Consider the following 23162-nt stretch of genomic DNA (forward strand, 5'->3'; position numbering starts at 1 on the left):
GGGAAGGCTTAGCAGATAACCAGAAAAAGGGGGCGTATTTATCAACTCCATGTATCAGGTGAAACGCCGGCAATCGCTGAGAAGAGCAGCCCTGCTGCCTTGGGTTGCCCTGCTGCTATGGTCACTTGGCGGCTGCATGTATCCCGGAGATTCTGAGCAGCGGCAGCCCGGCAGCGGGTACCGCGAGAGTGTGAAGCGGGTGCAGGCAGCGGTAGATGACTATCAGAAGCAGGAGGGCCTGCTTCCGATTAAGACCAGCGATGAAGCAACGCCAAGATATGAGAAATTCGTGGTCGATCTGAATAAGCTGCAGCAGGCAGGGTACCTGGATGAAATACCGGCAGCGGCTTTTGAGAAGGGCGGCAGCGCATATTTTCTGATTCTGGACGAAGAAAGTGATCCTCAGGTGAAGCTGATGGACCTGGTGACCGTGCAGAAGGTTAACGATGTCCAGCGCAAGGTTAACCTCTACAAGTCCGCACATGGTGGAGAACTGCCGGCGGAAGAAGAAGTGTATCCGGGCCTCTCTGCGATTGATGCCAAGAAGGCGGGAACAGCGTCTATTAAGCTGAACAGCGTGTATTCCGGCCAGCCCCTGCAGTTCCTTATGGACAAGGACGGAACGGTATATGCCGATTACGGTGCGGATATCAGCTCAGCTATAGATAAGAATGGCGGGGCGCCTGAGGCAGACCGCGACCTGCGTCTGGAGCTGGAGCAGGCGTCGTATTACGTACCCGTTAAGTCATTGCCTTATTTGTGGGTTGACGGCCAGCCGGTTCCGCAGGCTCCGCTGGAATAGAAGCTTTAGATCAGCACCGGATTATAATTCCGGTGTTTTTTTGTATTTGTACAGAATTTATTCAGTGTAAGCACCGCGGTTAGATTCGCTCCCCCGGCAGCTGTCCACGGATTTCCTGATTATTTTGGCATTCCGCAGCGGCAACCCGGAGGATCAGGGCGTAAATAGTTTGGAGTGCACAGCGTTTAGTTGTATTTCTTGCAGTTAAAAGACGGTGAAAAAACGGACTTTTCAGGTTAACTGTATTTTGTACAACTAAAATTAGCGGAAAGCCCTCTTTTCGTGTTATGGGGATTTTTAGATGTAGAAAATACAATTAAAGCTCTAGCAGCATGATAATCGACCGCTTTAGTTGCACAAAATACAGTTAGAGCGTGCACTCAAAACAAAATACCTGAGTCAAACCATATAGTGGTTCTAGGCGAAAACCCGGCTTCATAGGATTGATGAGAAGACTTCCGGGCGTCGTGACGCATTGGCGTGCTAGAGCGGGCATACAAAATTTCAGCTGCAAAATGCACGGACGAGGGTCATAAATCCGTTCTGGATACATATGATGATACTAGTCCAAATGCATGTCCGAGCATTCGGAGTTTAGCGCGGGGCAACATGTTCCGCCTCAGGCAGTAGCTAGGCTTCGGGCGGGCAAAGCTTAGTCCGGTGGTTGTCCTGCAAGGGTCAGTTTGCCGGCGGAACGCGAAGTCGATGCTCTTCAGGCATTTTTTCTTCGGAGTAATATGAGGAGGGGATCTCTTTTGGAAAAAGTGGATATTTTCAAGGACATTGCCGAGCGTACCGGCGGAGACATTTATCTCGGCGTCGTCGGCGCGGTTCGCACGGGGAAATCGACATTCATCAAACGGTTCATGGAAACGATTGTTCTTCCGAACATCACAAGTGAAGCGGACCGGGTAAGAGCAGTGGATGAACTGCCGCAAAGTGCGGCGGGCAAAACAATTATGACTACTGAGCCCAAATTTGTACCGAATAACGCGGTGCAGATCAAGGTGGCAGAAGGTCTGGAAGTCAATGTCCGGCTGGTCGATTGTGTAGGTTATGCGGTAGAAGGTGCCAAAGGCTATGAGGATGAGAATGGTCCGCGTATGATCTCAACACCGTGGTTTGAGGAACCGATTCCGTTCCAGGAAGCGGCTGAGATCGGCACACGCAAAGTGATTCAGGAGCATTCCACACTCGGTGTGGTAGTGACAACGGACGGTACGATTGCTGAAATCCCCCGGAACTCATATGTGGATTCCGAAGAGCGCGTCATCGCTGAGCTGAAGGAGGTTGGCAAGCCGTTTGTGCTTGTAATCAACTCCACCCGGCCGCGCAGTGAGGAAGCACAGCAGCTGCGCAATGAGCTCGCACTCAAATATGATATTCCGGTAATGACACTCAGCGCCGCCAATATGACGGAAGATGATGTGACCGGGGTACTCCGTGAAGTGCTGTATGAATTCCCGGTACATGAAGTTAATGTCAATCTGCCAAGCTGGGTTATGGTGCTGGGCGAGAATCACTGGCTGCGCAGCAGCTACGAGAATTCTGTCCGCGATACGGTGAAGGATATCCGCCGCCTGCGGGATGTGGACCGGCTCGTCTCCCAGTTTACAGAATATGATTTCATCGACAGGGCTGGCCTCAGCGGCATGAACATGGGCCAGGGGGTAGCGGAGATCGATCTATATGCTCCTGAAGAGCTGTATGATCAGGTTCTCATGGAGGTGGTCGGCGTGGAGATCCGCGGCAAAGACCATCTGCTCCAGCTGATGCAGGACTTCTCCCATGCCAAACGTGAGTATGACCGCTTCTCGGAAGCTCTGGAGATGGTCAAAACTACAGGTTATGGTATAGCAGCCCCATCCCTGGCTGAGATGGCTCTGGATGAGCCTGAGCTGATCCGTCAGGGCTCCCGCTTCGGGGTCCGGCTGAAGGCTACAGCACCTTCGATCCATATGATCCGGGTCGATGTCGAATCTGAATTCTCGCCGATTATCGGCACAGAGAAGCAGAGTGAAGAGCTGGTGCGTTACCTGATGCAGGACTTTGAGAATGACCCGATCAAGATCTGGGAATCGGATATCTTCGGCCGTTCCCTGCATTCCATCGTCCGTGAGGGCATCCAGGGCAAGATTGCCATGATGCCGGATAATGCCCGCTATAAGCTGCAGGAAACGCTGGGCCGGATTATTAACGAAGGTTCAGGCGGACTGATTGCCATAATTCTCTAAATGTAAGCAGGCCTAGCGATAAGAGCGGAAGAATTTCCGCTCTTTTTTGCTGCTGATTTTTAGATTTCGAAGATAGCTTACCGGCGGGCAAAAGGGGGAATCTCCCAGGGAAGACTCCGATTTTACGGAATAAATGGTAGTAATAGACTGCGCGAAACCCCGAAAACATGTGGAAACATGCTACTTTCTGCTCCTTTTTTGAGTAACGCCTTGAAATTATGGGTGGGCTGTATTACTATAAGTTTGTTGCGCTTCTAGAAGAGAGGCGCCAGTATCCAGTAATAAACGGGATTATCACGTATATTTTGCGTTGAAACGGAAACAGTGTATGATACCGGAAATTTGCCCAGGGAGGTGAGAAAACATGAACAAATCAGATTTGATCAACGTAGTTACAGAAGCAACTGAACTTCCCAAGAAAGATGCTACTAAAGCGGTAGATGCCGTTTTCGAAGCTATCACAGGTGCACTGCAAAGCGGAGATAAAGTACAGCTGGTTGGATTCGGAAACTTTGAAGTGCGCGAACGTTCCGCACGTAAAGGCCGTAACCCGCAGACTGGTGAAGAAATCGAAATTCCTTCGAGCAAGGTACCGGCATTCAAACCCGGTAAAGCGCTGAAAGACGGAATCAAATAGAGATTTCTACATATCTATCCCATAGTCTTTGAATAACAACTATGCCGCCCTCCAAGGCGGCATTTGTTTTTTAGAAGCTTAGGCTTACCATACTTTAAGGAGGATCACAAATGACTGAGAAGCACAATGAAGTGAATCCTGCACCATCAGGCAGCGATTATATCGTAATCAAAGCCAAAGAGAACGGAGTTCAGGTCATCGGACTGACAAGGGGCCTGGATACCCGCTTTCACCATACGGAGAAGCTCGATAAAGGCGAAGTCCTCATTGCCCAATTCACAGATCATACCTCAGCAATGAAAATCCGCGGCAAAGCTGAAATCTGGAGCAAACACGGACAATTAGAGAGTGAAAGCTGAGAAGCAGGCATAGCCTGCTTTTTTTCAAAATATAACTAGATATAGGGCTGTCTGCGGTTCAGTATAATCCTGCTGCGCAGCGGAAATTCTGAGTAAGGGGGCTTGTCATGAACCGTAGCTGGCTGATTGGAACTGTCTTGCTGCTGACCGCGGCATCTACCATGCTGCTGCCTCAGCTCGCCAGTCTCGGGGCAGTCCCCCAGGGCGCCTATGGTACGGTGGAGACTATAAGCCGGGACAGCACTGTTCTGGGTGATGACAATCTGGTAGATAGGCTCGGGGAGATCCCATTTAGCCTGGTTATAGACAAGGCAGGCTGGAAGGACCAGGTGTTAACTCTGGATCTTAAGGTGACCGGCAATGACCATGAACCGCAGGAGCTGTATCAGAACATGGCGCTGGCGATTGCTTTTGCCTTTCAGGAGACCGGTAATGTAAATCAGCTGCTGCTCCGAGTGGTGGCCGAGGATAAATGGCTGGATACCCGCCGCCTGCTGCTGGCTGGTGACATCCGCCGGGAGGAATGGTCTCCCCGGCTGCAGGATGAGCTGCAGAATGCCGGCAATTCCCCGCTGCCCGATTCGCTGAAGAACGGCTTCCGCATTAGTGAAAGCGAGCTGTGGAAAAAACAGTTCATTTATCCCTGAAGTGGGTAAAAGAAACTAGAATGCACGACCGTGCGTGACCAAAAAACATGTGATATAATAGACAAGATTGTGAACAAAGATATAGTCAAACGTCAATGGCTTCGGAGGCTGAAATGAAACCGTACCGCATACCGCAACTGGCTAAACCCTACACCGACTACGACATGATTCAGCGGCATACGGAATTGCCGCCGTTCTCAGACGGGCGGGGTCATTTGTTATATATTTTTCTGGGTCACGGCCGGAGTGCCGGATTCCAGAGTGGAGAGCTGTTCACTCTGGTGACCGGGCTTGTGCAGCTCGGGCTGGACACACATGAGAGCATCGACCGTTATCATGATGAGCCCGGCGGTGATATGATGCGTTCCCGCCAGCTTAAGGTGCTGGCCGGCGATTACTTCAGCAGCTGGTTCTATCACCTGCTCGCCAAACACGAACAAATTGAGATGGTGGGTATTCTAAGTACGGCTATCGCTGATTTTAATGTGATGAAGGCTAATCTTTACGGCAAGATGAAAGGGCTGCTTTTCACAGCCGAACAATATTTGAAGCACACGGTACAGCTCAATATGAGGCTGTTTCTTTCTTTTACACCGATGATTGAGGAGCCGCTCCGGGATAGCTGGGAGAAGCTGTTGGTGGAGTTCAGCCAGTGCGAAACCGTAACGCAGGAGCTGCGCCGCGGCGCAGACCCAGTAAGTGCTCTGGAAGGCTACTGTTACTGGAAGGTGCTGGAGTCGGCGACGGAAGAAGAGCGCCAGCTGCTGGGACAGCAGGAGCTGGATAGCAGGGACTGGAAGAAGCTTAAGCTAAGAAGCAAATGTGATGCCCTGCTGACAGACAAGCTGCATGCATCGCTTGAGTCCATTCAGGGCTTGCTGCAGAGTATCAAGGACGAGGAACTGATCAGTGAGCTGAGTGCTGCGCTGGACCGCCTTCTTCTGCAAATGAAAATTTCCGGACAAGCTGCCGTGGAGGGTTAGAGGATGACTGTAGATAAAACTTCCGTTATGGGTGACCAAGGCATCAAGCCGAAAGAACAATTCGTACATTCCGTATTTGAGAGCATTGCCGGCAAATACGATTTGATGAATGATATCTTAAGCTTCCGCCGCCACAAAGCGTGGCGCAAGTTTACAATGCGCAAGATGAACATGAAGCGCGGGGATTCGGCAGTGGATCTGTGCTGCGGGACCTGCGACTGGAGCATCGCCCTGGCTGAGGCCAGTGAGACCGGCTGTGTCATGGGGCTGGATTTCAGTGCAGGCATGCTGGAGGTCGGCAAGCGCAAGGTAGAGGGGCGCGGACTCCAGGACCGGATATCCCTGATTCAGGGCAATGCGATGGATTTGCCCTTCGGTGATAATTCCTTCGATTATGCGACGATTGGCTTCGGACTCCGCAATGTGCCTGATCCCGTTCAAGTGCTGAACGAAATGAAGCGTGTGGTGAAGCCGGGCGGTATGGTGGTGTGCCTGGAGCTTTCGAAGCCGATGAAGCAGCCGTTCAAAGGAATTTATTTTTTCTATTTCCAGCGTGTGCTTCCGTTGCTCGGCAAGCTTTTTGCCAAGCGGTATGAGCAATATAAGTGGCTTCCCGAGTCACTCGCCCTGTTCCCGGACAGAGAGCAGCTGGCAGTGATCTTCCGTGAAACCGGCTTGCAAAAAGTGGAATCCTTCCCCTTGACCGGCGGCATCGCGGCATTACATATTGGGCTCAAGGAGAACAGCAATGTTTAAGAAAATCGGCATCTTTCTACAAATGATTAAATTTGAACATACGGTTTTTGCATTACCCTTTGCTTTTATGGGCGCTTTGCTCGGATCGGTCGTAATGTTTGGTGAACTGCCTTCCTGGAGCCAGATCGGCTGGGTTGTGATTGCCATGTTCGGTGCACGAAGCGCGGCTATGGGACTTAACCGGCTGATCGACCGGATCAGCGATGCGAAGAATCCCCGGACAGCCGGGAGAGCGATTCCTGCAGGACTGCTGAAGGTTGGAGAAGTATCGCTATTTATCGCCTTCTCGTTCTTTTTGCTGTTCTGGGCTGCTTTTAAACTGAATCCGCTGTCAGCGAAGCTGCTGCCGATTGCTGTTTTCCTGCTGGTATTCTATTCGTTCACGAAACGCTTCACCTGGGCTTGCCACCTGATTCTCGGTCTTACGATCGCGCTTGCGCCGCTCGGAGGCTGGGTTGCCGTTACGGGCACTGTAGACTGGACCTCCATGGTATTCTATTTCACTATCGTCTTCTGGACAGCGGGTTTTGATATTATTTATTCCTGCCAGGATGTGGAATTCGATCTTAAGGAAGGTCTTTACTCTATTCCTGTCCGCTTCGGAGTTGCCCGTGCGCTTCTTATTGCCAAGGTGTTTCATCTGCTTACAGGAATCGGATTTGTATCGCTGCTCTTTATTACCGAATTGAGCTGGTGGTATGTGGCGGGTATGCTGATTGCCTACATTATTTTATTTTATGAGCATTATATAGTATCCCCGAGCGACCTCAGTAAACTGCAGACGGCATTTTTCACAATGAACGGGGTGCTTAGTATTGTAGTCTTTTCCTTTACTCTGATTGACCTGGTGGTGCAGTTCTACAAATGACCGAGCTTAAGCCTAAAAATTTCGTGGTTGGCATTACCGGCGCGAGCGGCGGGATCTACGGCATCCGGCTGACAGAAACCCTGCTCTCGCTCGGTTACACGGTACATCTGGTGGTTAGCAATGCTGGCTGGCGCGTATTCAAAGAAGAATTAGGCTTCACGGCCTCAGACCGGGAAGGGTTTCTGGACGGGCGGTTCAGCAGCTATCCCGGTTCTCTTCTGTATCACCCTATCGCTGATATTGGTGCTTCGATTGCCAGCGGCTCCTTCCGGACGGAAGGGATGATCATTATGCCTTGCTCGATGGGAACACTGTCTGCTGTAGCGCAGGGCAGTTCTGACAATCTGATGACGCGGGCTGCAGATGTCATGCTGAAGGAAGGGCGCCCCTTGGTGCTTGTTCCCCGGGAGACACCGCTGCACGCGATTCACCTGGAGAATATGCTGAAGCTGTCCCGGATGGGAGTCAAGCTTATCCCGGCGATGCCGGCGTTTTATTTTGGACCCGCAACAGTCGATGATCTGATTAATTTCATGGTAGGCAAAGTGCTGGACAGCTTTAATATTGAACATACTTTATTTCGCAGATGGGGGGAATGAAGGATGACACATCCAGAGCACACCGTTATCGGTAAAATCAGTTACACCAACTCATGGCCGGTATTTCATAATTTCCATCCTTCTTCTCTCAGCTTCCCGGCAGAGATGGTGAGTGAAGTACCCGCCATTCTCAATCAAGGCATGGCCGACGGGAGCATACATGTAGGCGCATTATCCTCCTTCGCGTACGCAGCGGCCAGCGACCGGCTTCTGCTGCTTCCGGATCTGTCCGTCAGTGCTGACGGGCCGGTCAAATCGATCCTGCTCTTCTCAAGAATGCCGGTGCAGTCTATCGGCAGCGGCAGGATCGCCGTAACGAATACATCGGCCACTTCTGTCAATCTGCTGAAAATTCTGATGGACAAAGCTATAGGTGCCACCCCTGAATACATCAGTGTCCCTCCTGATCTGAACGAAATGATGGATCAGGCAGATGCCTGTCTGCTGATCGGGGATCATGCCATCCGGGCATCCTGGCAGGATCAGGGATATTACGTAACGGATCTGGGTGAGCTATGGAAGGAATGGACCGGACTCAGCATGACTTTTGCCGTCTGGGCAGTTAACCGTAGGGCTGCTTTGCGTAATCCGGAAGTGATTGCCGAGATAGCGGAAGCCTTTGCCGTCAGCAAAAGACGAGGCCTGCGTGATCTGGCGCCAATTACACATGAAGCCCGCTGCACCATCGGAGGTACGGCATCCTATTGGAACGATTACTTCCGTAATTTATGTTACGACTTTGGGGAAAGGCAGCAGGAAGGTCTGAACCTCTATTTCCGCTATGCCTATGAAATGGGCCTGCTGCCGCAGGAAGTGAAGATGGAGCTTTGGAGCCACAATCTGCTGACACGGGTGAAAGAATGAAGCGAATGCAAATATTCGGCTTGCTGAACAAAGATATGGATCAGATTGAAAAGGAACTGTACCGCAGTGTCCAGGGTGATGATGACCTGCTGACAGAAACCTCGCTGCACCTGCTCAAGGCGGGAGGCAAGCGCCTTCGTCCGGTATTTGTCCTCATGGGCGGCAAATTCGGACAGTATGACCTCGACAAGCTGAAGCGTGTAGCGATTCCGCTGGAGCTGATACATAGCGCCTCACTTGTCCACGATGATGTTATCGACGATGCTGAACTCCGGCGTGGAGAGCCCACCGTCAAGGCGAAGTGGGGCGACAAGATCGCCATGTATACCGGCGACTATATCTATGCCAAGGCACTGGTCATGACTTCGGAGCTGAAGAATCCCCGGATTCATCAGATTCTCTCCAAAGCTATGGTGGAGATGTCGATCGGAGAGATGGAGCAGATTCGTGATTTCTTCAACAGCGGGCAGAGCGTGCGTCATTACCTGCGGAGAATCCGCCGCAAGACAGCACTGCTGATAGCCGTCAGCTGTCAGCTCGGCGCCCTGGCTGCAGAAGCAGAGCCGGAGACAGCAAGGCTGCTCTATAATTACGGATACAACGTGGGGATGGCGTTTCAGATCCGTGATGATCTGCTCGATCTTTCCGGAACGGAGAAGCAAATCGGCAAACCGCCGGGCAGCGATATGCGCCAGGGCAACATTACATTGCCGGTGATTTACAGCCTGCAGGACTCAAGGCTGCGCGAAGGACTGATGGAAGAGCTGGAACTGATCCGCGGGGGGAATGGCGGGGTTGGCCGTGCAATCGACCTGATCCTTTCCGGGGACGGAATTGCCCGTGCGGAGGAGCTGGCTTCCCGCTACATCGCCAAGGCGCTTGAGGCGCTGGAGCAGCTCCCGGGCAACCGGACCAAACGTAATCTGCGCGACATCGCCTTTTTTGTCACAGGACGCGCTTATTAATCTGGCAGCTTCCGCAGATTAAGCGTTCACAGATGACGAGGTTTCTGATAATATCAGAAAATGAACAACCTGATTATGCAATCCCGTATAGACAAACCTAGCATTCATTAAGAATTGGGGAAATGGAGAGTGACTCTATGGAACAAACGTATCTGATGATCAAACCGGACGGTGTACAACGCGGATTGATCGGGCGTATTGTCGCCCGCCTGGAGGATAAGGGATTCAAGCTGGTTGCGGCGAAGCTGATTACCATTACAGAAGCACAAGCCAAGAAGCACTACGCAGAGCATGAAGGTAAAGATTTCTTCCCGGAACTGGTAGGCTTTATCACCTCCGGTCCTGTGTTTGCCATGGTATGGGAAGGCGATGATGTGGTAACGTTGTCGCGTCTGCTGATCGGCAAAACCAAAGTGGGCGAGGCATTGCCGGGAACGATCCGCGGTGACTATGCCAGCCACACCCCGCTTAATTTGATCCACGGATCAGACTCGCCGGAAAGCGCAGCACGTGAAATTGCCAATTTCTTTGCTCCGTCTGAACTGGCCCAGTATAACAAAGACATCTCAGTCTGGATGTAAGGTCCGGCGGAAGACAGGAGAATATTTATGGCAGAACGTGAAGAACCCGCATTAACCCCAGACCCGGATTACACCGGATTTATTCATAATGTCAAACAGAGCACCGGAATTGATCTCGCCCAGTATAAGGAAGCGCAGATGAAGCGGCGTCTTACGACGCTCCGCATGAAGAACGGTTACAATTCTTTTAGTGATTTTTATGCCGCAATGATGAAGGACAAGGCTTTATTCTATGAATTTCTCGACCGGATGACCATTAATGTCTCCGAATTCTGGCGTAATCCGAACCGCTGGGAAGTATTAAGGGATGTTATTCTGCCTGATCTTCAGCGTTCCGGCCGCAGACTGAAGCTGTGGAGTGCCGCCTGCTCTACCGGAGAAGAACCATATACCCTTGCGATGATCCTGTCAGACAAGAATATTCTGGCCCAGACCGGTATTCTGGCAACGGATATTGATGACGGGGCGTTGGCCAAAGCGAAGCAGGGGTTATATCTGGAGCGCTCCTTGAAAGATGTCCCTAAAGATGTGGCTGACCGGTATTTCACTCCGGAGGGACCAGTGTTCAAGGTCAGTGAAGGACTGAAGAAGAGTATCGATTTCCGCAAGCAGAATCTGCTGCTCGATAAGTTTGATGAAGGCTTCGACCTGATCATCTGCCGGAATGTAATGATCTATTTCACAGAAGAAGCCAAGAATAAGCTGTATCACAAATTCTCGGCCAGCCTGCGTCCCGGCGGCTATCTGTTCGTGGGCAGCACGGAACAGATTTTCACGCCTGCGCAGTATGGCTTCGAATCTACAGAAACCTTCTTCTACCGCAAGAAGTAGGCAGCTGCTGCTTATCCGCATTGCCTGTCACTACAGGTATACTTTAACTTCTTTTCAGTGATACTGAAGAGTAGAAACCGTATGCCAAGTGAAAGGTCGTTATATTAGATGGACAAAAGCAAGGTTATAGCCGCGTATCGACGCGGCTTCCTCACAGTCCGCGAATGCGGACAGGTTCTCGGGATTGAGGAGCTGCAGCTGCAGAGCCTGCTTGCAGCGGAGGAGGGCAGAACCGGCAGCCTGCCTCCCGCACCGGGTGACCGGCAGCTGGAGACAGGCTCTTAGGGCGGGGATGCACAGCAGCGCCGTTTCTGCTCGAAAGAGCAGGAGCGGCGCTATTCTTGTTCAGGAATAGAGTAGCTCTTGAAGGTGATCACTTTCTTGTCAAAGCCGATGGCCTATACTATAATAAGCAAAGACATTTAACATTTTAGCGGTTTACAGTCTAAAAGTGTGAAGGGGGAACGCAGCATGAGTTTACGCTATTTAACAGCGGGGGAAACGCACGGCCCCCAGCTTACAGCCATTATTGAGGGATTGCCCAGCAATTTGACACTTGATTTCGAAGAGCTTAATTTCCAGCTGCACCGGAGACAGAAGGGCTACGGCCGCGGACGCCGGATGCAGATTGAGAAGGATACCGCCGAGATTGTAGGCGGCGTGCGCCATGGTTCCACAACGGGTGCTCCTGTTGCCCTGGTGGTGGAGAACAAGGACTGGACGCATTGGAAGAACATCATGAATATCGAGCCGATTCCAGGCAGTGATGAGGAGAAGCGCCGGGTCAACCGTCCGCGTCCCGGACATGCCGACCTGAACGGCGGCTTGAAGTATAACCTTACGGATCTGCGCAATGTACTTGAGCGCTCCAGCGCCCGTGAAACGGCTGCCCGGGTTGCAGTAGGCGCAGTAGCCCGCCAGCTGCTGGCGGCATTCGGGGTGAAGATTGCCGGACAAGTGATCCGCATCGGTGAAATCGAAGCACCTGCCAACCAGCTCACGGTAGATGAGTTGATCGTGCAGACCGAAGAGTCCTCTGTGAGAGTCGTCGACAAAGAGACGGAACAGAAGATGGAGGCTTACATAGACAAGATCAAGGAAGAAGGCGACTCCATCGGCGGGATTGTGGAATGTATTGTCGAGGGTCTGCCGGTCGGCCTTGGCAGTCATGTGCAGTCTGACCGCAAGCTGGACGGAGCCATTGCCGGAGCCGTTATGTCAATTAATGCCTTCAAAGGCGTGGAGATCGGCATCGGCTTCGAGGCCGGCAAGCTGCGCGGCTCTCAGGTTCATGACGAGATTATGTATGAAGCCTCACAGGGATACTACCGGGCGAGCAACCGGCTTGGCGGATTTGAAGGCGGTATGACCAACGGGATGCCGGTGGTGGTCCGTGGAGTGATGAAGCCGATACCGACCCTGTACAAGCCGCTGCAAAGCGTGGATATCGATACGAAAGAACCATTCACTGCCCAGGTGGAACGTTCGGATGCCTGTGCGGTTCCGGCAGCCTGCGTTGTCCTGGAGAATGTAGTGGCCTGGGAGATTGCCAAGGCTTTCCTGGATAAATTCGGCGGCGATTCAATGGAAGAGATCCAAGCCAACTATAATAATTACCTGGCGCAGCTGGAGAGCTATTAAGATGCGCAGCATTACGGTAGCTCTGGGTGAACGCTCTTATCCTATTTATATCGGCAGCGGACTGCTGCAGAATATTGGTGAACTCTGCATAGAAGCCGGTTTCCCGCAGCGCAGTCCGCTGCTGGTTGTCACGGACAGTGAAGTGGCTCCGCGTTATCTGAATCAGGTAGAGGCTTCCCTGCGCGGCAGCGGATATACGGTGGTCAGCCATGTAATTCAGGCTGGTGAAGCTTCCAAATCTCTGGCCGTCTATGAAGAGGTCATTACGACAGCCATTCAGGGCGGGCTGGACCGCAGCTCTGCAGTGCTAGCGCTTGGCGGGGGAGTAGTAGGGGATCTGGCCGGATTCGTTGCCGCCTCTTATATGCGGGGAATCGGATTCATGCAGATTCCTACTACGATTCTCGCCCACGACAGCAGTGTAGGCGGCAAGGTTGCGGTCAACCATCCGCTGGCCAAGAATATGCTTGGCGCCTTCTACCAGCCGTCCATGGTGCTGTACGATCTGGACACCCTTGCTACACTTCCTCCAAGACAGGTTGCTTCGGGACTAGCTGAGGTTGTGAAGCATGGTCTGATCCTTGACAAAGAGTTCGCGTACTGGTGCCGTGAGCATGCCGGAGAGCTGCTTGCCCTGGACCCGGAGGCTCTGGGTTACGCGCTGGAACGCGGCTGTGCGATCAAGGCTGACGTTGTCTGCAATGATGAGACGGAGCAGGGGCAGCGTGCAATTCTGAACCTGGGACATACCATTGGACATGCTATTGAAGCAGTAGGCGGCTACGGCGTATTTCTTCATGGTGAGGCTATTGCTATTGGAATGGCCGGTTCAGCCCTGCTGGCCGCGAAGCTGGGCCGGGACAGAGCGATCTATGAAGATACGGTATCTATGCTCACCGCGTTGTCTCTACCGGTCAGACTGCCGGTGGAATACGATGAGGATGAGCTGATGGAAGCCATGATGCATGACAAGAAGTTCAAGGAAGGCAGAATGACCTTTATCGTGCCGGACGACATCGGTGCTGTCAGTATTGTGGGCGATGTGCAGGCAAGTGATGTGCGCGGGGTTATCGCCCAGCTCAAGAAGGAGGAAAGCCCATGGTGAACCGGGGGATACGCGGTGCAACAACCGTAACGAAGAATGAGGAAACAGAAATTTTAAGCGAGACTGTTGTGCTGCTAAGGGAAATTGTTGAGCGCAACGATGTTATTGCCGAGGATATCTGCAGTGTGTGGATCACGATGACCGCAGACCTGGACGCCACTTTTCCGGCGCGTGCCATCCGTGAGATTGAAGGCTGGGAAATGGTGCCGCTGATGTGTTCGGTAGAGATTCCGGTCAAAGGCAGCCTGCCGCAGTGCATCCGCCTGATGGTCCAGGTTAATACGGATAAATCACAGCAGGACATCCGCCATGTGTATCTGAATGAAGCCCAGCGGCTTCGTCCGGATCTCTCACAGGGCAAGTAATAAATTACATATGCGGGGTTGTCATGAACTGCCGTCATCATGTATAGTGTAGTTAGCCGAGTGAAGCAGAGTATAGTTTAGTTTAGATGAGTATAGTTGAGCAGAGTGCAGGACTTTTTTTGAAGAGCAGACCATTGATTATCAGCATTCTTTTTTGGTATACCCGTATAGAGTTTGTGCAGCAGCTGCCCATACGCTATAAGTATATCCTTTGAGGGGATGATCTGTACTCGATTTGGTTTTTGCCGGTCCCAGGCGCTTATTCACATACTTGCTAACACAAACCTCTACTCCGGTAGAGGTTTTTCTGTATTTCGGACATTACCTATAGAATCCCAGGAGGTTAGCCAAGTGACGAATCCGAGCATTGAAGAAGTAGTGTCGCTGTCGCGGAAGTATAATCTGATCCCGGTAGTGAAGAGGCTGCTGGCTGATATGGAAACACCCATCCGCTTGTTCCAGCGTTTTGCCGAGCAGGATCGTGCATTCCTGCTGGAGAGTGTAGAGGGCGGCAGTCAATGGGCACGTTATTCCTTTATCGGCAGTGATCCGTTCCTGATGATTTCAGGCAAAAAAGGCCTGATCCACGTTGAAGTAGGCGGTGAAAAAAAACAGCTGCCCGGCAAACCTGTCGAGGAGCTTAAGGCGCTGCTCCGCTCCTACCGCAGTCCCAAGCTGGACGGGATGCCTCCGTTTACGGGCGGTGCTATCGGATTCTTCGGTTATGATCTGCTGCAGTATTACGAGAAGCTGTCTGCTCATGCCGTAGATGACCTCAATATGGATGATATCCGCTTCATGTTCTGTGACCGCATCATCGTCTTCGACCATGTGAAGCAGCAGATTCTGCTGGTGGGCAATCTGCATATCAAGGATGGAGATACCGATTCCGAGATCCGGGCAGGTTATGAGGAACTGAGCCGCCGCCTGGAAAACATGGCTGAAGAGCTGCAAAAGGAAGGACCGAAGGAGAATGTTAACCGCCGCAGCATCCCGCAGGACATTGAGCTGGGTGAGATTCACTCCAACCTGACCAAGGAACAATACATCAGCAATGTGGAGCAGGCCAAAGAGTACATCCGCGCCGGTGATATCTTCCAGGTGGTGCTGTCCCAGCGGCTGCATATAGAAACCGAGGTATCTCCACTGCATGTGTACCGGATGCTGCGGACGCTGAACCCTTCACCTTATATGTATTATCTAAAAATGGACGAAGAGATCATCGTAGGCACTTCACCGGAAGCGCTGGTAAAGGTGGATAGCAGCGGACGGGTTGAGACCCGCCCGATTGCCGGAACCCGGCCGCGCGGAGAGACCGAGGCGCAGGACCGCCAGCTCGCCGCTGAACTGCTGGAGGATGAGAAGGAACGCGCGGAGCATCTGATGCTCGTGGATCTGGGCCGTAATGACCTGGGCCGTGTGTCGAAGTTCGGCACGGTGAAATGCGACTCGTTCATGGAGATCGAGAAATACTCGCATGTGATGCATATCGTTTCGAACGTGTCCGGGACGCTGGCAGACGATAAAGATTTCTTCGATGCCTTCCTCTCCTGCCTCCCGGCAGGGACTGTATCGGGGGCACCGAAGCTGCGGGCGATGGAGATCATTGCCGAACTGGAAAAGGAAGCACGCGGCGCTTATGCCGGCGCCATCGGTTATCTCGGCTTTTCCGGGAATATGGATTCCTGCATAACCATTCGCACAATTATTTTCCGCAAAGGCCGGGCTTATGTGCAGGCTGGAGCGGGAATTGTCTGGGACTCGGTTCCGGAGAAGGAATATGAAGAGACCCTGAACAAGGCCAAGGGCATGCTGAAGGCGATCCGGATGGCCGAAGCCATGTTCCCCGCCGAGGTTAAGGAGAAGCAGGTTATCAACCAGGATTATATGTACGAATACACCCCGTGAGCCGGGGATAAGCAGAGATGAGCTAAGACGAGCAGAGAATGCTCCATACTATTTTTGGCGTATGCTTCCGGAGCCGGTTTGTAAGAAGCTGATTCAGGAAGTCCGCCTACAAAACTCTTAGGAGGGAATCAATATGGAAGCAAGCCAGTTAATACAATCAGGAATTGCCGGATTAATCGAAGGAAAGGATCTTACCCGCACACAGGCACGGGAGGTAATGGGGACCATTATGGAGGGAGCGGCAACACACGCGCAGATCGGTGCACTGCTCACGGCGCTGCGTATCAAGGGTGAAACGGTAGAGGAAATCACCGGGTTCGCGGAAGCGATGCGCGGTTTCGGGACTCCGGTACTTACGGAACGTAGCCAGCTGCTCGATACCTGCGGCACCGGAGGCTCCGGTATCCATAAATTTAATATCTCCACCGCCTCGGCAATCATCTCCTCAGCCGCCTCTGTAAGAGTTGCGAAGCACGGCAACCGTTCGGCTTCCGGCAGAGCGGGCAGCGCCGATGTACTGGAGGCGCTCGGCGTCAATATTCATCTGAATGCGGAGCAGGCCCGTCAATGTCTGGACAGCATAGGGATCTGCTTCCTGTTCGCACAAATCTACCATCCGTCAATGAAGCATGCTGCTGCTCCCCGCCGTGAGCTGGGTGTACGTACTGTATTCAATATGCTTGGCCCGCTGACAAATCCGGCAGGGGCTGACCGGCAGCTCATGGGCATCTATGACCGCAACAAAACGGAAACTGTGGCCAAAGTGCTGGGCGAGCTGGGCTCTAAGCGGGCAATGATTGTCAGCAGTCTGGACGGTCTGGATGAAATCAGCATCTCGGCGCCGACCCAAGTCTCTGAGCTGAGAAATGGTGTGGTCACAACCTACGAGGTTACACCGCAGGAGCTCGGGCTGAGCCAGCATCCGCTGGAGGATGTGCTCGGAGGTGATGCAGCCGAGAACGCGGCAATTATCACTACAGTACTGGAAGGACAAATCAATCCATACCGTGATATCGTATTAGCGAATGCCGGGGCATGCATCTATGTTGCCGGTCTTGCAGATACACTACGGGAAGGCGTAGACCGGGCAAGAGAGGTAGTGGATTCAGGAGCAGCACTGCGCAAGCTGGAACAGTTAAAAGCCATGACGAAGGAGCTTGATTATGTATCTTGACCGGATTGTTGCCACCAAAGTGAAAGAGGTTGAGGCGTTAAATAAGACATTTTCATTGGAAGAGGCTGAACGGGCTATCGCTGCTCTGCCTGCAACGAGAGGCTTCCGCGCTGCGCTGACCGGGCGGCGGAACAGGGACATGGGGCTGATCGCCGAGGTGAAGAAGGCTTCGCCTTCCAAAGGCCTGATCCGTGCCGATTTTGATCCGGTTGCGATTGCTAAAGGCTATGCAGCAGGAGGCGCGGACTGCCTGTCGGTGCTTACGGACCGGGAATATTTTCAGGGCAGCGGATCGTATCTGCAGCAGGTAAGGGAAGCGGTGGAGCTTCCTCTGCTGCGCAAAGACTTCATCATTGATGAGAAGCAGATCTACGAAGCGCGCCTACTGGGAGCAGATGCTATTCTGCTCATTGCCGCTATTCTGACATCTGAGCAGCTGAGCGCATTCACCGATACCGCTGCAGCGCTTGGCCTGGATATCCTGATTGAAGTACATGACCGCGCCGAACTGGAAATGGTGCTGGCCACCGGCAAGGCTGTCCATCCCGGCGTGCTGCTTGGCATCAATAACCGGAATCTGAAGACTTTTGAAACTTCACTCTCTGCCACAGCCGAGCTTGCAGAACTGCTTCCGGAGGGACTGCCGGTCATCAGTGAGAGCGGCATTACCGGTCCGGAGGACATCGCATTCTTAAGCAAGACCCGGGCTACCGGCGTGCTGGTAGGAGAATATCTGATGCGCCAGCCGGATGTAGAGCAGGCAGTGAATCAGCTGCTCGGACCGCTTCCCGCAGGGAAGGACCGTGCTGTGCATGGCTGACACACTCGTAAAAATCTGTGGACTTCAGGACGTTGAAGTGCTAAAATCTATGAAGAGTTTGCCACTGGATTATATCGGATTCGTATTTGCCACGAGCCGCCGCAGAGTGACTGCTGAAGCTGCTGCCGAGCTTGTTGCAGAGCTGAAGGAGTGGGAGACTGGGAAGGCACCCCACGCTGCGGGAGTTTTCGTCAATCCGCAGCTTAAAGAGCTGACTGAACTGCTCAGAACTGTACCGCTGGACGTCGTGCAGCTGCATGGTCAAGAGAGCCCGCTGTTCTGCAGCGGGGTCAAGCAGGCTTTTCCGCAGATTCAAGTATGGAAGGCACTTTCTGTGGCGGGCCATGCCCCTGATGCCGGAACCGGCATTCATGCTCTCCTGGAGAGCTACGCAGGTACAATCGATGCGCTTCTCCTGGATACCTATGATCCGCAGGGCAGCGGAGGCTCCGGACGTACGTTTGACTGGGAACAGATTCCGCTATATCAGCAGGCCGCGGCGGAAGTAGCGCTGCCTTTATTTATAGCCGGAGGACTGCACCCGGACAACGTGAATGAGCTGCTGGACGGCTACGCGCCATATGGCGTGGATGTATCCAGCGGAGTGGAGAGTAACGGCCTTAAGGATATCGCAAAAATGACAGCTTTCGTGGAAAGGGTGAAGCAATCATGATACAAGTACCGGACAAGAACGGACGTTTTGGTTCTTTTGGAGGCCGCTTCGTTCCTGAAACCTTGATGAATGCACTGATTGAGCTGGAGGAGGCCTACCGTAAATTCTCGGCAGACCCGGCTTTTCAGGAGGAAATAGATTACCTGCTTAAGCAGTATTCCGGACGCGAGACCCCGCTGTATTATGCGGAGCGGCTAAGCAAGCATCTGGGCGAAGCCAAGATCTATCTGAAGCGTGAGGACCTGAATCATACAGGTGCGCACAAGATCAACAACGCTATCGGACAAGGCATTCTGGCCAAAATGATGGGTAAAACCAAGGTGATTGCCGAAACGGGAGCCGGGCAGCACGGCGTGGCTACCGCTACAGTTGCAGCCCTGCTCGGTATGGAATGCAAGGTATTCATGGGCGAAGAGGATACCCGCCGCCAGGCACTGAACGTCTTCCGTATGAAGCTGCTTGGTGCAGAGGTAATTCCTGTAACCTCCGGGTCAAGAACCCTGAAGGACGCCGGTAATGAGGCACTGCGCTACTGGGTGAGCAACGTTGAGGATACCTTCTATATTCTTGGTTCTGCGGTAGGCCCGCATCCCTATCCAATGATGGTCCGTAATTTCCAGCGGATTATCGGGGATGAGACCCGCCGCCAGATTCTGGAGGCTGAAGGACGCTTGCCGGATCTGCTGGTTGCCGCGGTAGGCGGAGGCAGTAATGCCATCGGCATGTTCTATCCTTTTATGGAGGATGAGCAGGTTGGCATGATTGGTGTTGAAGCTGCCGGCAAGGGAATTGATACTCCGTTCCATGCAGCAACCATGAGTAAGGGGAGTCATGGCGTCTTCCAGGGATCGCTCAGCTACCTGCTGCAGGATGAGCACGGACAGGTGACTGAAGCGCATTCCATATCGGCCGGACTGGATTATCCCGGTGTCGGACCCGAACACTCCTATCTGAAGGATATTCACCGCGCACAGTATGTGCCGGTTACGGATGACGAGGCGCTGGATGCGCTGAAGCTGCTCTGTCAGACGGAAGGCATCATCCCTGCCCTGGAATCTGCCCATGCGATTGCCCATGTGGTTAAGCTCGGCAAGACACTGACCAAGGATGATATTGTAGTCATCTGCCTGTCCGGACGCGGCGACAAAGACGTGGAATCGATCATGGCCTATACGGAAGGGGCGGGGAAATAATGACTACCGAAACTACAAACCGGATGGATTTGACCTTCAAAAAGCTGCGGGCAGAGGGCCGGGCAGCCCTGATTCCTTTTCTTACCGTAGGCGATCCCGATCTTGAGACTACGCTGGATATTATCGCTGAGCTGGAGGCGGCCGGTGCGGACATTCTCGAGCTCGGAGTTCCCTATTCCGACCCGTTAGCCGACGGTCCGGTCATTCAGCGGGCTTCCTCCAGAGCCCTGCGCAGCAACATTCATCTCCGCACCTGCATGGAGACAGCCCTTAAGGCACGTCAGGCCGGCAGCCAGTTGCCCTTCATCTTGTTCACCTACTATAATCCGGTGATGCAGATGGGACTGGATACCTTCTTCGCTGAGCTGGATGCCCATGAAATCAGCGGGCTGATTATTCCCGATCTGCCTGTTGAAGAGTCGGAGGACATGCGTGAGCGCAGCCGTGCAGCCGGAGTGAATCTGATTCCGCTGGTAGCCCCGACTTCCAGTGAGCGGATTGCACGGATTGTTTCCGGCGCCAGCGGGTTCGTTTACTGCGTATCTTCGCTTGGTGTAACCGGAGAACGTTCTACCTTTCATACCGGGGTGGATGACTTCATTCAGTCCGTCCGCCGCTCTACAGACCTGCCGATCGCTGTAGGATTCGGGATTTCCACTGGAGAACAGGTGTCCCGGTTTGCGAAGATTTGCGATGGTGTAGTCGTCGGCAGTGCCATTGTCCGCAAGGTAGAGGATGTCATTCCTCTGCTGGCCCAGCCGGAGACAAGAAGTGCAGGACTGTTGCAAATTCGTGAATTTGTGGCACAATTAAGACCATAACGGTCTGCATACTGACCTGATACTAGCCAATTACTTCTAGAGAGCGAGGATGGGCCATGAACCCGAAACCTAATATCGTCGACCTCCCTGTCTACAAGCCGGGGAAACCGATCGAAGAAGTCAAGAAGGAGCTGGGCTTAAGTGATGTTATTAAGCTGGCATCCAACGAGAACCCTTACGGGGCAGCACCAAGCGCAAAAGCCGCTATTGTAGCGGAACTGGATAATCTGTATTTATACCCGGACGGTTCCGCTGCCGAGCTGACTGCAGCATTGGCAGAGCATCTGGGAGTAGCAAGTGACAACATTATTTTTGGCTGCGGGTCTGACGAGATTATTGCTCTGATCGCACGTGCTTTTTTCCTGCCCGGTGACGAGACCATAATGGCGGACCAGACCTTCTCCGTCTATAAGAGTAACGCAGATATAGAGGGTGCTGTATCTATTGAAGTGCCCTTGAAGAATGGTACCCATGATCTGGATGCCATGCTGGCGAAGATTACGGACCGTACCAAGGCAATCTGGATCTGCAATCCGAACAATCCGACCGGAACCATTGTGCCGGAGGATGCCCTGATTACTTTCCTGGATGCAGTACCGGCCGGAGTTATGGTTATACTGGATGAGGCATATTTCGAATACGTGACCGATCTGAGTTACTCTGACGGGATTAAGCTGCTGGATACTTACCCCAATCTCGTTGTACTCCGCACGTTCTCCAAGATCTACGGTCTTGCAGCACTCCGCATCGGTTACGGCGTGGCCAGCCCGCAGATTATCTCCTTGATCAATAAAGTGCGGGAACCGTTCAATACCACCCGCTTAGCCCAGGTAGGGGCGCTGGCTGCATTGGCTGATCAGCAATATGTCCAGCAGTGCCGGTCGCTTAACAGTGCGGGTATTGTCCAGCTGCAGGTTGAATTCCAGCGCCTAGGCCTTGAGTCCTTCCCGGCACACGGCAATTTCATCATGGTGGATGTGCGCAAGCCGGCCTTTGAGGTCTTCGATGCCCTGCTGCGGCAAGGTATTATCGTGAGAGCAGGCCACCACCGCTACCCGACCTACATCCGGGTTACTGTCGGCTCTGCCGAGCAGAATACGGCCTTCATCGCTGCTTTGGAGAAGGCGCTTGAAGAACAGGGAGTACGCGCATAACCTATATCAGAAGAAGCAGGATTGACGATATCACAGAAGGCAGGTAGTTCTAAGAACATGACGACAAAAATAGCAATTTTCGGTGTCGGTCTGATCGGCGGCTCACTGGCCCTTTGCTTCAAAGGCAAGGAGGGCCTGACCGTAGTAGGGCATGCCCACCGTCCTGAATCAGCAATCAAATATGTCAGCAGAGGTGTAGTCGACGAGGCTACCCTATCGCTTGAAGAAGCGGCGCTTGGCGCCGATTATATTTTTCTGTGTGTGCCTGTTGGCATGATAGAGGATTATCTTCAGCAGCTAAGCCGCCTGCCGCTGAAGCCGGGCTGTATTATCACCGACGTCGGCAGCACCAAGGCCAGCATAGCCGCCTGCGCAGTTTCCCTTGACCTTCCCGGTGTGCATTTCATCGGCGGCCATCCGATGGCCGGCTCGGAACGCTCGGGTGTAGAGGCAGCCTCCTCCTTGCTGTTCGAGAATGCCTATTACGTGCTGACGCCTCCGCCCGGAGTTCCGGAGGAAGCTTATCATGCACTGGAATCCTTGCTTCTACATACCAGAGCGCATATTGTCCGGCTTGACCCGGAGCGCCATGATGAGATTGTCGGAGCGATCAGCCACCTGCCGCATATAATTGCGGTGGCGCTGGTCAATCAGATTCATGCTTACCATGATTCAGACTCTTTGTACAGCACACTTGCGGCCGGCGGCTTCCGGGATATTACGCGGATTGCCTCAAGTGATCCGATCATCTGGCGCGATATCCTGCTGAATAACCGCTCGGTTATGCTGCGTCTGCTCAAAGACTGGAATGACGAGGTTTCTTCATTCATTCATCTGCTGGAGCAGGGGGATGGTGCAGGGATCGAGTCGGCCTTCCATGAGGCGAATGAATTCCGCAGCCAGCTGCCAGAGCGCCGGAAGGGAATGATTGTCCCGTTGTTCGACCTTCATATTGATGTTCCCGATCATCCCGGGATTATCGGACGCATCACTACAGAGCTTGGCGACCAGGGCATCAACCTTAGCAACGTGCAGATTATTGAGAGCCGGGAGGATGTTCCCGGGATCATGCGCCTGTCGTTCCGCCAGGAGCATGATATGGAGCGGGCCAAGGTTGTATTGCAGCAGAATGATTATACGGTATATGTGTAGCGAAGAGCCGGGGCGTGATGCCCCGGCTTT

General features: G+C 53.0%; 25 protein-coding genes. All 25 read left to right on the plus strand.

Features of this window, described 5'->3' with window-relative positions:
* Positions 1-49: 49 nt before the first annotated feature.
* The 25 genes from QW71_RS18700 (at position 50) to QW71_RS18815 (ending at position 23132) form a co-directional block, all read left to right on the plus strand.
* Positions 50-802 (plus strand): DUF3939 domain-containing protein, encoded by a 753-nt coding sequence (locus QW71_RS18700; RefSeq protein ID WP_039301800.1) that lies wholly within the window; start codon positions 50-52, stop codon positions 800-802.
* Positions 803-1557: 755 nt separating this feature from the next.
* Positions 1558-3036: a stage IV sporulation protein A gene (gene spoIVA / locus QW71_RS18705; protein ID WP_039301803.1), complete on the plus strand. Its 1479-nt coding sequence runs from the start codon at positions 1558-1560 to the stop codon at positions 3034-3036.
* Between the two features lie 364 nt (positions 3037-3400).
* Positions 3401-3673, plus strand: coding sequence for an HU family DNA-binding protein (locus QW71_RS18710; RefSeq protein WP_019909963.1), 273 nt, complete (start codon positions 3401-3403; stop codon positions 3671-3673).
* Between the two features lie 110 nt (positions 3674-3783).
* On the plus strand, positions 3784-4032 hold the full coding sequence (mtrB, locus tag QW71_RS18715) for a trp RNA-binding attenuation protein MtrB (RefSeq protein ID WP_042138627.1): 249 nt from the start codon (positions 3784-3786) through the stop codon (positions 4030-4032).
* A 107-nt stretch (positions 4033-4139) separates the two neighbouring features.
* Complete coding sequence (locus tag QW71_RS18720) at positions 4140-4679, plus strand: hypothetical protein (RefSeq protein ID WP_039301809.1); 540 nt, start codon at positions 4140-4142, stop codon at positions 4677-4679.
* Between the two features lie 113 nt (positions 4680-4792).
* Positions 4793-5662, plus strand: coding sequence for a heptaprenyl diphosphate synthase component 1 (locus QW71_RS18725; protein ID WP_039301811.1), 870 nt, complete (start codon positions 4793-4795; stop codon positions 5660-5662).
* 27 nt (positions 5663-5689) lie between these two features.
* Positions 5690-6418, plus strand: a complete 729-nt coding sequence (locus QW71_RS18730; RefSeq protein WP_039301884.1) for a demethylmenaquinone methyltransferase — start codon at positions 5690-5692, stop codon at positions 6416-6418.
* Positions 6411-7286 carry a UbiA-like polyprenyltransferase gene (locus tag QW71_RS18735; protein ID WP_039301813.1) on the plus strand — a complete coding sequence of 292 codons (876 nt, stop codon included), beginning with the start codon at positions 6411-6413 and terminating at the stop codon, positions 7284-7286. Before QW71_RS18730 ends, QW71_RS18735 begins: the two co-directional genes overlap by 8 nt.
* Positions 7283-7885 carry a UbiX family flavin prenyltransferase gene (locus QW71_RS18740; protein WP_039301816.1) on the plus strand — a complete coding sequence of 201 codons (603 nt, stop codon included), beginning with the start codon at positions 7283-7285 and terminating at the stop codon, positions 7883-7885. Before QW71_RS18735 ends, QW71_RS18740 begins: the two co-directional genes overlap by 4 nt.
* 3 nt (positions 7886-7888) lie before the next feature.
* Positions 7889-8749: a menaquinone biosynthetic enzyme MqnA/MqnD family protein gene (locus QW71_RS18745; protein WP_039301817.1), complete on the plus strand. Its 861-nt coding sequence runs from the start codon at positions 7889-7891 to the stop codon at positions 8747-8749.
* Positions 8746-9714: a polyprenyl synthetase family protein gene (locus QW71_RS18750; RefSeq protein WP_039301818.1), complete on the plus strand. Its 969-nt coding sequence runs from the start codon at positions 8746-8748 to the stop codon at positions 9712-9714. The genes QW71_RS18745 and QW71_RS18750 overlap by 4 nt, the downstream gene beginning before the upstream one ends.
* A 137-nt stretch (positions 9715-9851) precedes the next feature.
* On the plus strand, positions 9852-10295 hold the full coding sequence (gene ndk, locus QW71_RS18755) for a nucleoside-diphosphate kinase (protein ID WP_039301819.1): 444 nt from the start codon (positions 9852-9854) through the stop codon (positions 10293-10295).
* A 27-nt stretch (positions 10296-10322) separates the two neighbouring features.
* Positions 10323-11126, plus strand: a complete 804-nt coding sequence (locus tag QW71_RS18760; protein WP_039301821.1) for a protein-glutamate O-methyltransferase CheR — start codon at positions 10323-10325, stop codon at positions 11124-11126.
* Positions 11127-11234: 108 nt separating this feature from the next.
* A complete protein-coding gene (locus QW71_RS40990) occupies positions 11235-11411 on the plus strand; it encodes a hypothetical protein (protein WP_171716680.1) in 177 nt (58 codons plus the stop codon).
* 186 nt (positions 11412-11597) lie between these two features.
* Positions 11598-12767 carry a chorismate synthase gene (gene aroC / locus QW71_RS18765; RefSeq protein ID WP_039301829.1) on the plus strand — a complete coding sequence of 390 codons (1170 nt, stop codon included), beginning with the start codon at positions 11598-11600 and terminating at the stop codon, positions 12765-12767.
* A 1-nt stretch (position 12768) separates the two neighbouring features.
* A complete protein-coding gene (aroB, locus tag QW71_RS18770) occupies positions 12769-13872 on the plus strand; it encodes a 3-dehydroquinate synthase (protein WP_039301830.1) in 1104 nt (367 codons plus the stop codon).
* Positions 13866-14237, plus strand: coding sequence for a chorismate mutase (aroH, locus tag QW71_RS18775; protein WP_039301832.1), 372 nt, complete (start codon positions 13866-13868; stop codon positions 14235-14237). The genes aroB and aroH overlap by 7 nt, the downstream gene beginning before the upstream one ends.
* Before the next feature lie 351 nt (positions 14238-14588).
* Entirely contained in the window at positions 14589-16145 is a 1557-nt protein-coding gene (trpE, locus tag QW71_RS18780) for an anthranilate synthase component I (protein WP_039301833.1), read from the plus strand.
* 133 nt (positions 16146-16278) lie between these two features.
* Entirely contained in the window at positions 16279-17319 is a 1041-nt protein-coding gene (gene trpD, locus QW71_RS18785) for an anthranilate phosphoribosyltransferase (protein WP_039301835.1), read from the plus strand.
* Entirely contained in the window at positions 17309-18139 is an 831-nt protein-coding gene (gene trpC, locus QW71_RS18790) for an indole-3-glycerol phosphate synthase TrpC (protein WP_039301837.1), read from the plus strand. Before trpD ends, trpC begins: the two co-directional genes overlap by 11 nt.
* Complete coding sequence (locus QW71_RS18795; RefSeq protein ID WP_039301839.1) at positions 18132-18812, plus strand: phosphoribosylanthranilate isomerase; 681 nt, start codon at positions 18132-18134, stop codon at positions 18810-18812. Before trpC ends, QW71_RS18795 begins: the two co-directional genes overlap by 8 nt.
* Complete coding sequence (gene trpB / locus QW71_RS18800; protein ID WP_039301842.1) at positions 18809-20005, plus strand: tryptophan synthase subunit beta; 1197 nt, start codon at positions 18809-18811, stop codon at positions 20003-20005. The genes QW71_RS18795 and trpB overlap by 4 nt, the downstream gene beginning before the upstream one ends.
* Positions 20005-20826, plus strand: a complete 822-nt coding sequence (trpA, locus tag QW71_RS18805; protein WP_039301845.1) for a tryptophan synthase subunit alpha — start codon at positions 20005-20007, stop codon at positions 20824-20826. The genes trpB and trpA overlap by 1 nt, the downstream gene beginning before the upstream one ends.
* Before the next feature lie 56 nt (positions 20827-20882).
* Positions 20883-21980 (plus strand): histidinol-phosphate transaminase, encoded by a 1098-nt coding sequence (gene hisC / locus QW71_RS18810; protein WP_039301848.1) that lies wholly within the window; start codon positions 20883-20885, stop codon positions 21978-21980.
* A gap of 57 nt (positions 21981-22037) precedes the next feature.
* Positions 22038-23132, plus strand: a complete 1095-nt coding sequence (locus QW71_RS18815) for a prephenate dehydrogenase (protein WP_039301851.1) — start codon at positions 22038-22040, stop codon at positions 23130-23132.
* Positions 23133-23162 lie beyond the last annotated feature (30 nt).

The sequence above is a fragment of the Paenibacillus sp. IHB B 3415 genome (assembly GCF_000802655.2).
GTDB classification, from domain to species: domain Bacteria; phylum Bacillota; class Bacilli; order Paenibacillales; family Paenibacillaceae; genus Paenibacillus_AQ; species Paenibacillus_AQ phytohabitans.

Bases quoted from the DNA above. Each gene is read 5' to 3' on its own strand.
- QW71_RS18700 (WP_039301800.1), top strand. From the start codon at position 50: ATGTATCAGGTGAAACGCCGGCAATCGCTGAGAAGAGCAGCCCTGCTG.
- QW71_RS18730 (WP_039301884.1), top strand. From the start codon at position 5,690: ATGGGTGACCAAGGCATCAAGCCGAAAGAACAATTCGTACATTCCGTA.
- QW71_RS18720 (WP_039301809.1), top strand. From the start codon at position 4,140: ATGAACCGTAGCTGGCTGATTGGAACTGTCTTGCTGCTGACCGCGGCA.
- QW71_RS18795 (WP_039301839.1), top strand. From the start codon at position 18,132: ATGGCTGACACACTCGTAAAAATCTGTGGACTTCAGGACGTTGAAGTG.
- trpD (WP_039301835.1), top strand. From the start codon at position 16,279: ATGGAAGCAAGCCAGTTAATACAATCAGGAATTGCCGGATTAATCGAA.
- aroB (WP_039301830.1), top strand. From the start codon at position 12,769: ATGCGCAGCATTACGGTAGCTCTGGGTGAACGCTCTTATCCTATTTAT.
- QW71_RS18710 (WP_019909963.1), top strand. From the start codon at position 3,401: ATGAACAAATCAGATTTGATCAACGTAGTTACAGAAGCAACTGAACTT.
- aroH (WP_039301832.1), top strand. From the start codon at position 13,866: ATGGTGAACCGGGGGATACGCGGTGCAACAACCGTAACGAAGAATGAG.
- QW71_RS18760 (WP_039301821.1), top strand. From the start codon at position 10,323: ATGGCAGAACGTGAAGAACCCGCATTAACCCCAGACCCGGATTACACC.
- aroC (WP_039301829.1), top strand. From the start codon at position 11,598: ATGAGTTTACGCTATTTAACAGCGGGGGAAACGCACGGCCCCCAGCTT.
- QW71_RS18745 (WP_039301817.1), top strand. From the start codon at position 7,889: ATGACACATCCAGAGCACACCGTTATCGGTAAAATCAGTTACACCAAC.
- trpB (WP_039301842.1), top strand. From the start codon at position 18,809: ATGATACAAGTACCGGACAAGAACGGACGTTTTGGTTCTTTTGGAGGC.
- QW71_RS18725 (WP_039301811.1), top strand. From the start codon at position 4,793: ATGAAACCGTACCGCATACCGCAACTGGCTAAACCCTACACCGACTAC.
- QW71_RS18740 (WP_039301816.1), top strand. From the start codon at position 7,283: ATGACCGAGCTTAAGCCTAAAAATTTCGTGGTTGGCATTACCGGCGCG.
- hisC (WP_039301848.1), top strand. From the start codon at position 20,883: ATGAACCCGAAACCTAATATCGTCGACCTCCCTGTCTACAAGCCGGGG.
- ndk (WP_039301819.1), top strand. From the start codon at position 9,852: ATGGAACAAACGTATCTGATGATCAAACCGGACGGTGTACAACGCGGA.
- QW71_RS40990 (WP_171716680.1), top strand. From the start codon at position 11,235: ATGGACAAAAGCAAGGTTATAGCCGCGTATCGACGCGGCTTCCTCACA.
- QW71_RS18815 (WP_039301851.1), top strand. From the start codon at position 22,038: ATGACGACAAAAATAGCAATTTTCGGTGTCGGTCTGATCGGCGGCTCA.
- trpC (WP_039301837.1), top strand. From the start codon at position 17,309: ATGTATCTTGACCGGATTGTTGCCACCAAAGTGAAAGAGGTTGAGGCG.
- QW71_RS18750 (WP_039301818.1), top strand. From the start codon at position 8,746: ATGAAGCGAATGCAAATATTCGGCTTGCTGAACAAAGATATGGATCAG.
- trpA (WP_039301845.1), top strand. From the start codon at position 20,005: ATGACTACCGAAACTACAAACCGGATGGATTTGACCTTCAAAAAGCTG.
- mtrB (WP_042138627.1), top strand. From the start codon at position 3,784: ATGACTGAGAAGCACAATGAAGTGAATCCTGCACCATCAGGCAGCGAT.
- QW71_RS18735 (WP_039301813.1), top strand. From the start codon at position 6,411: ATGTTTAAGAAAATCGGCATCTTTCTACAAATGATTAAATTTGAACAT.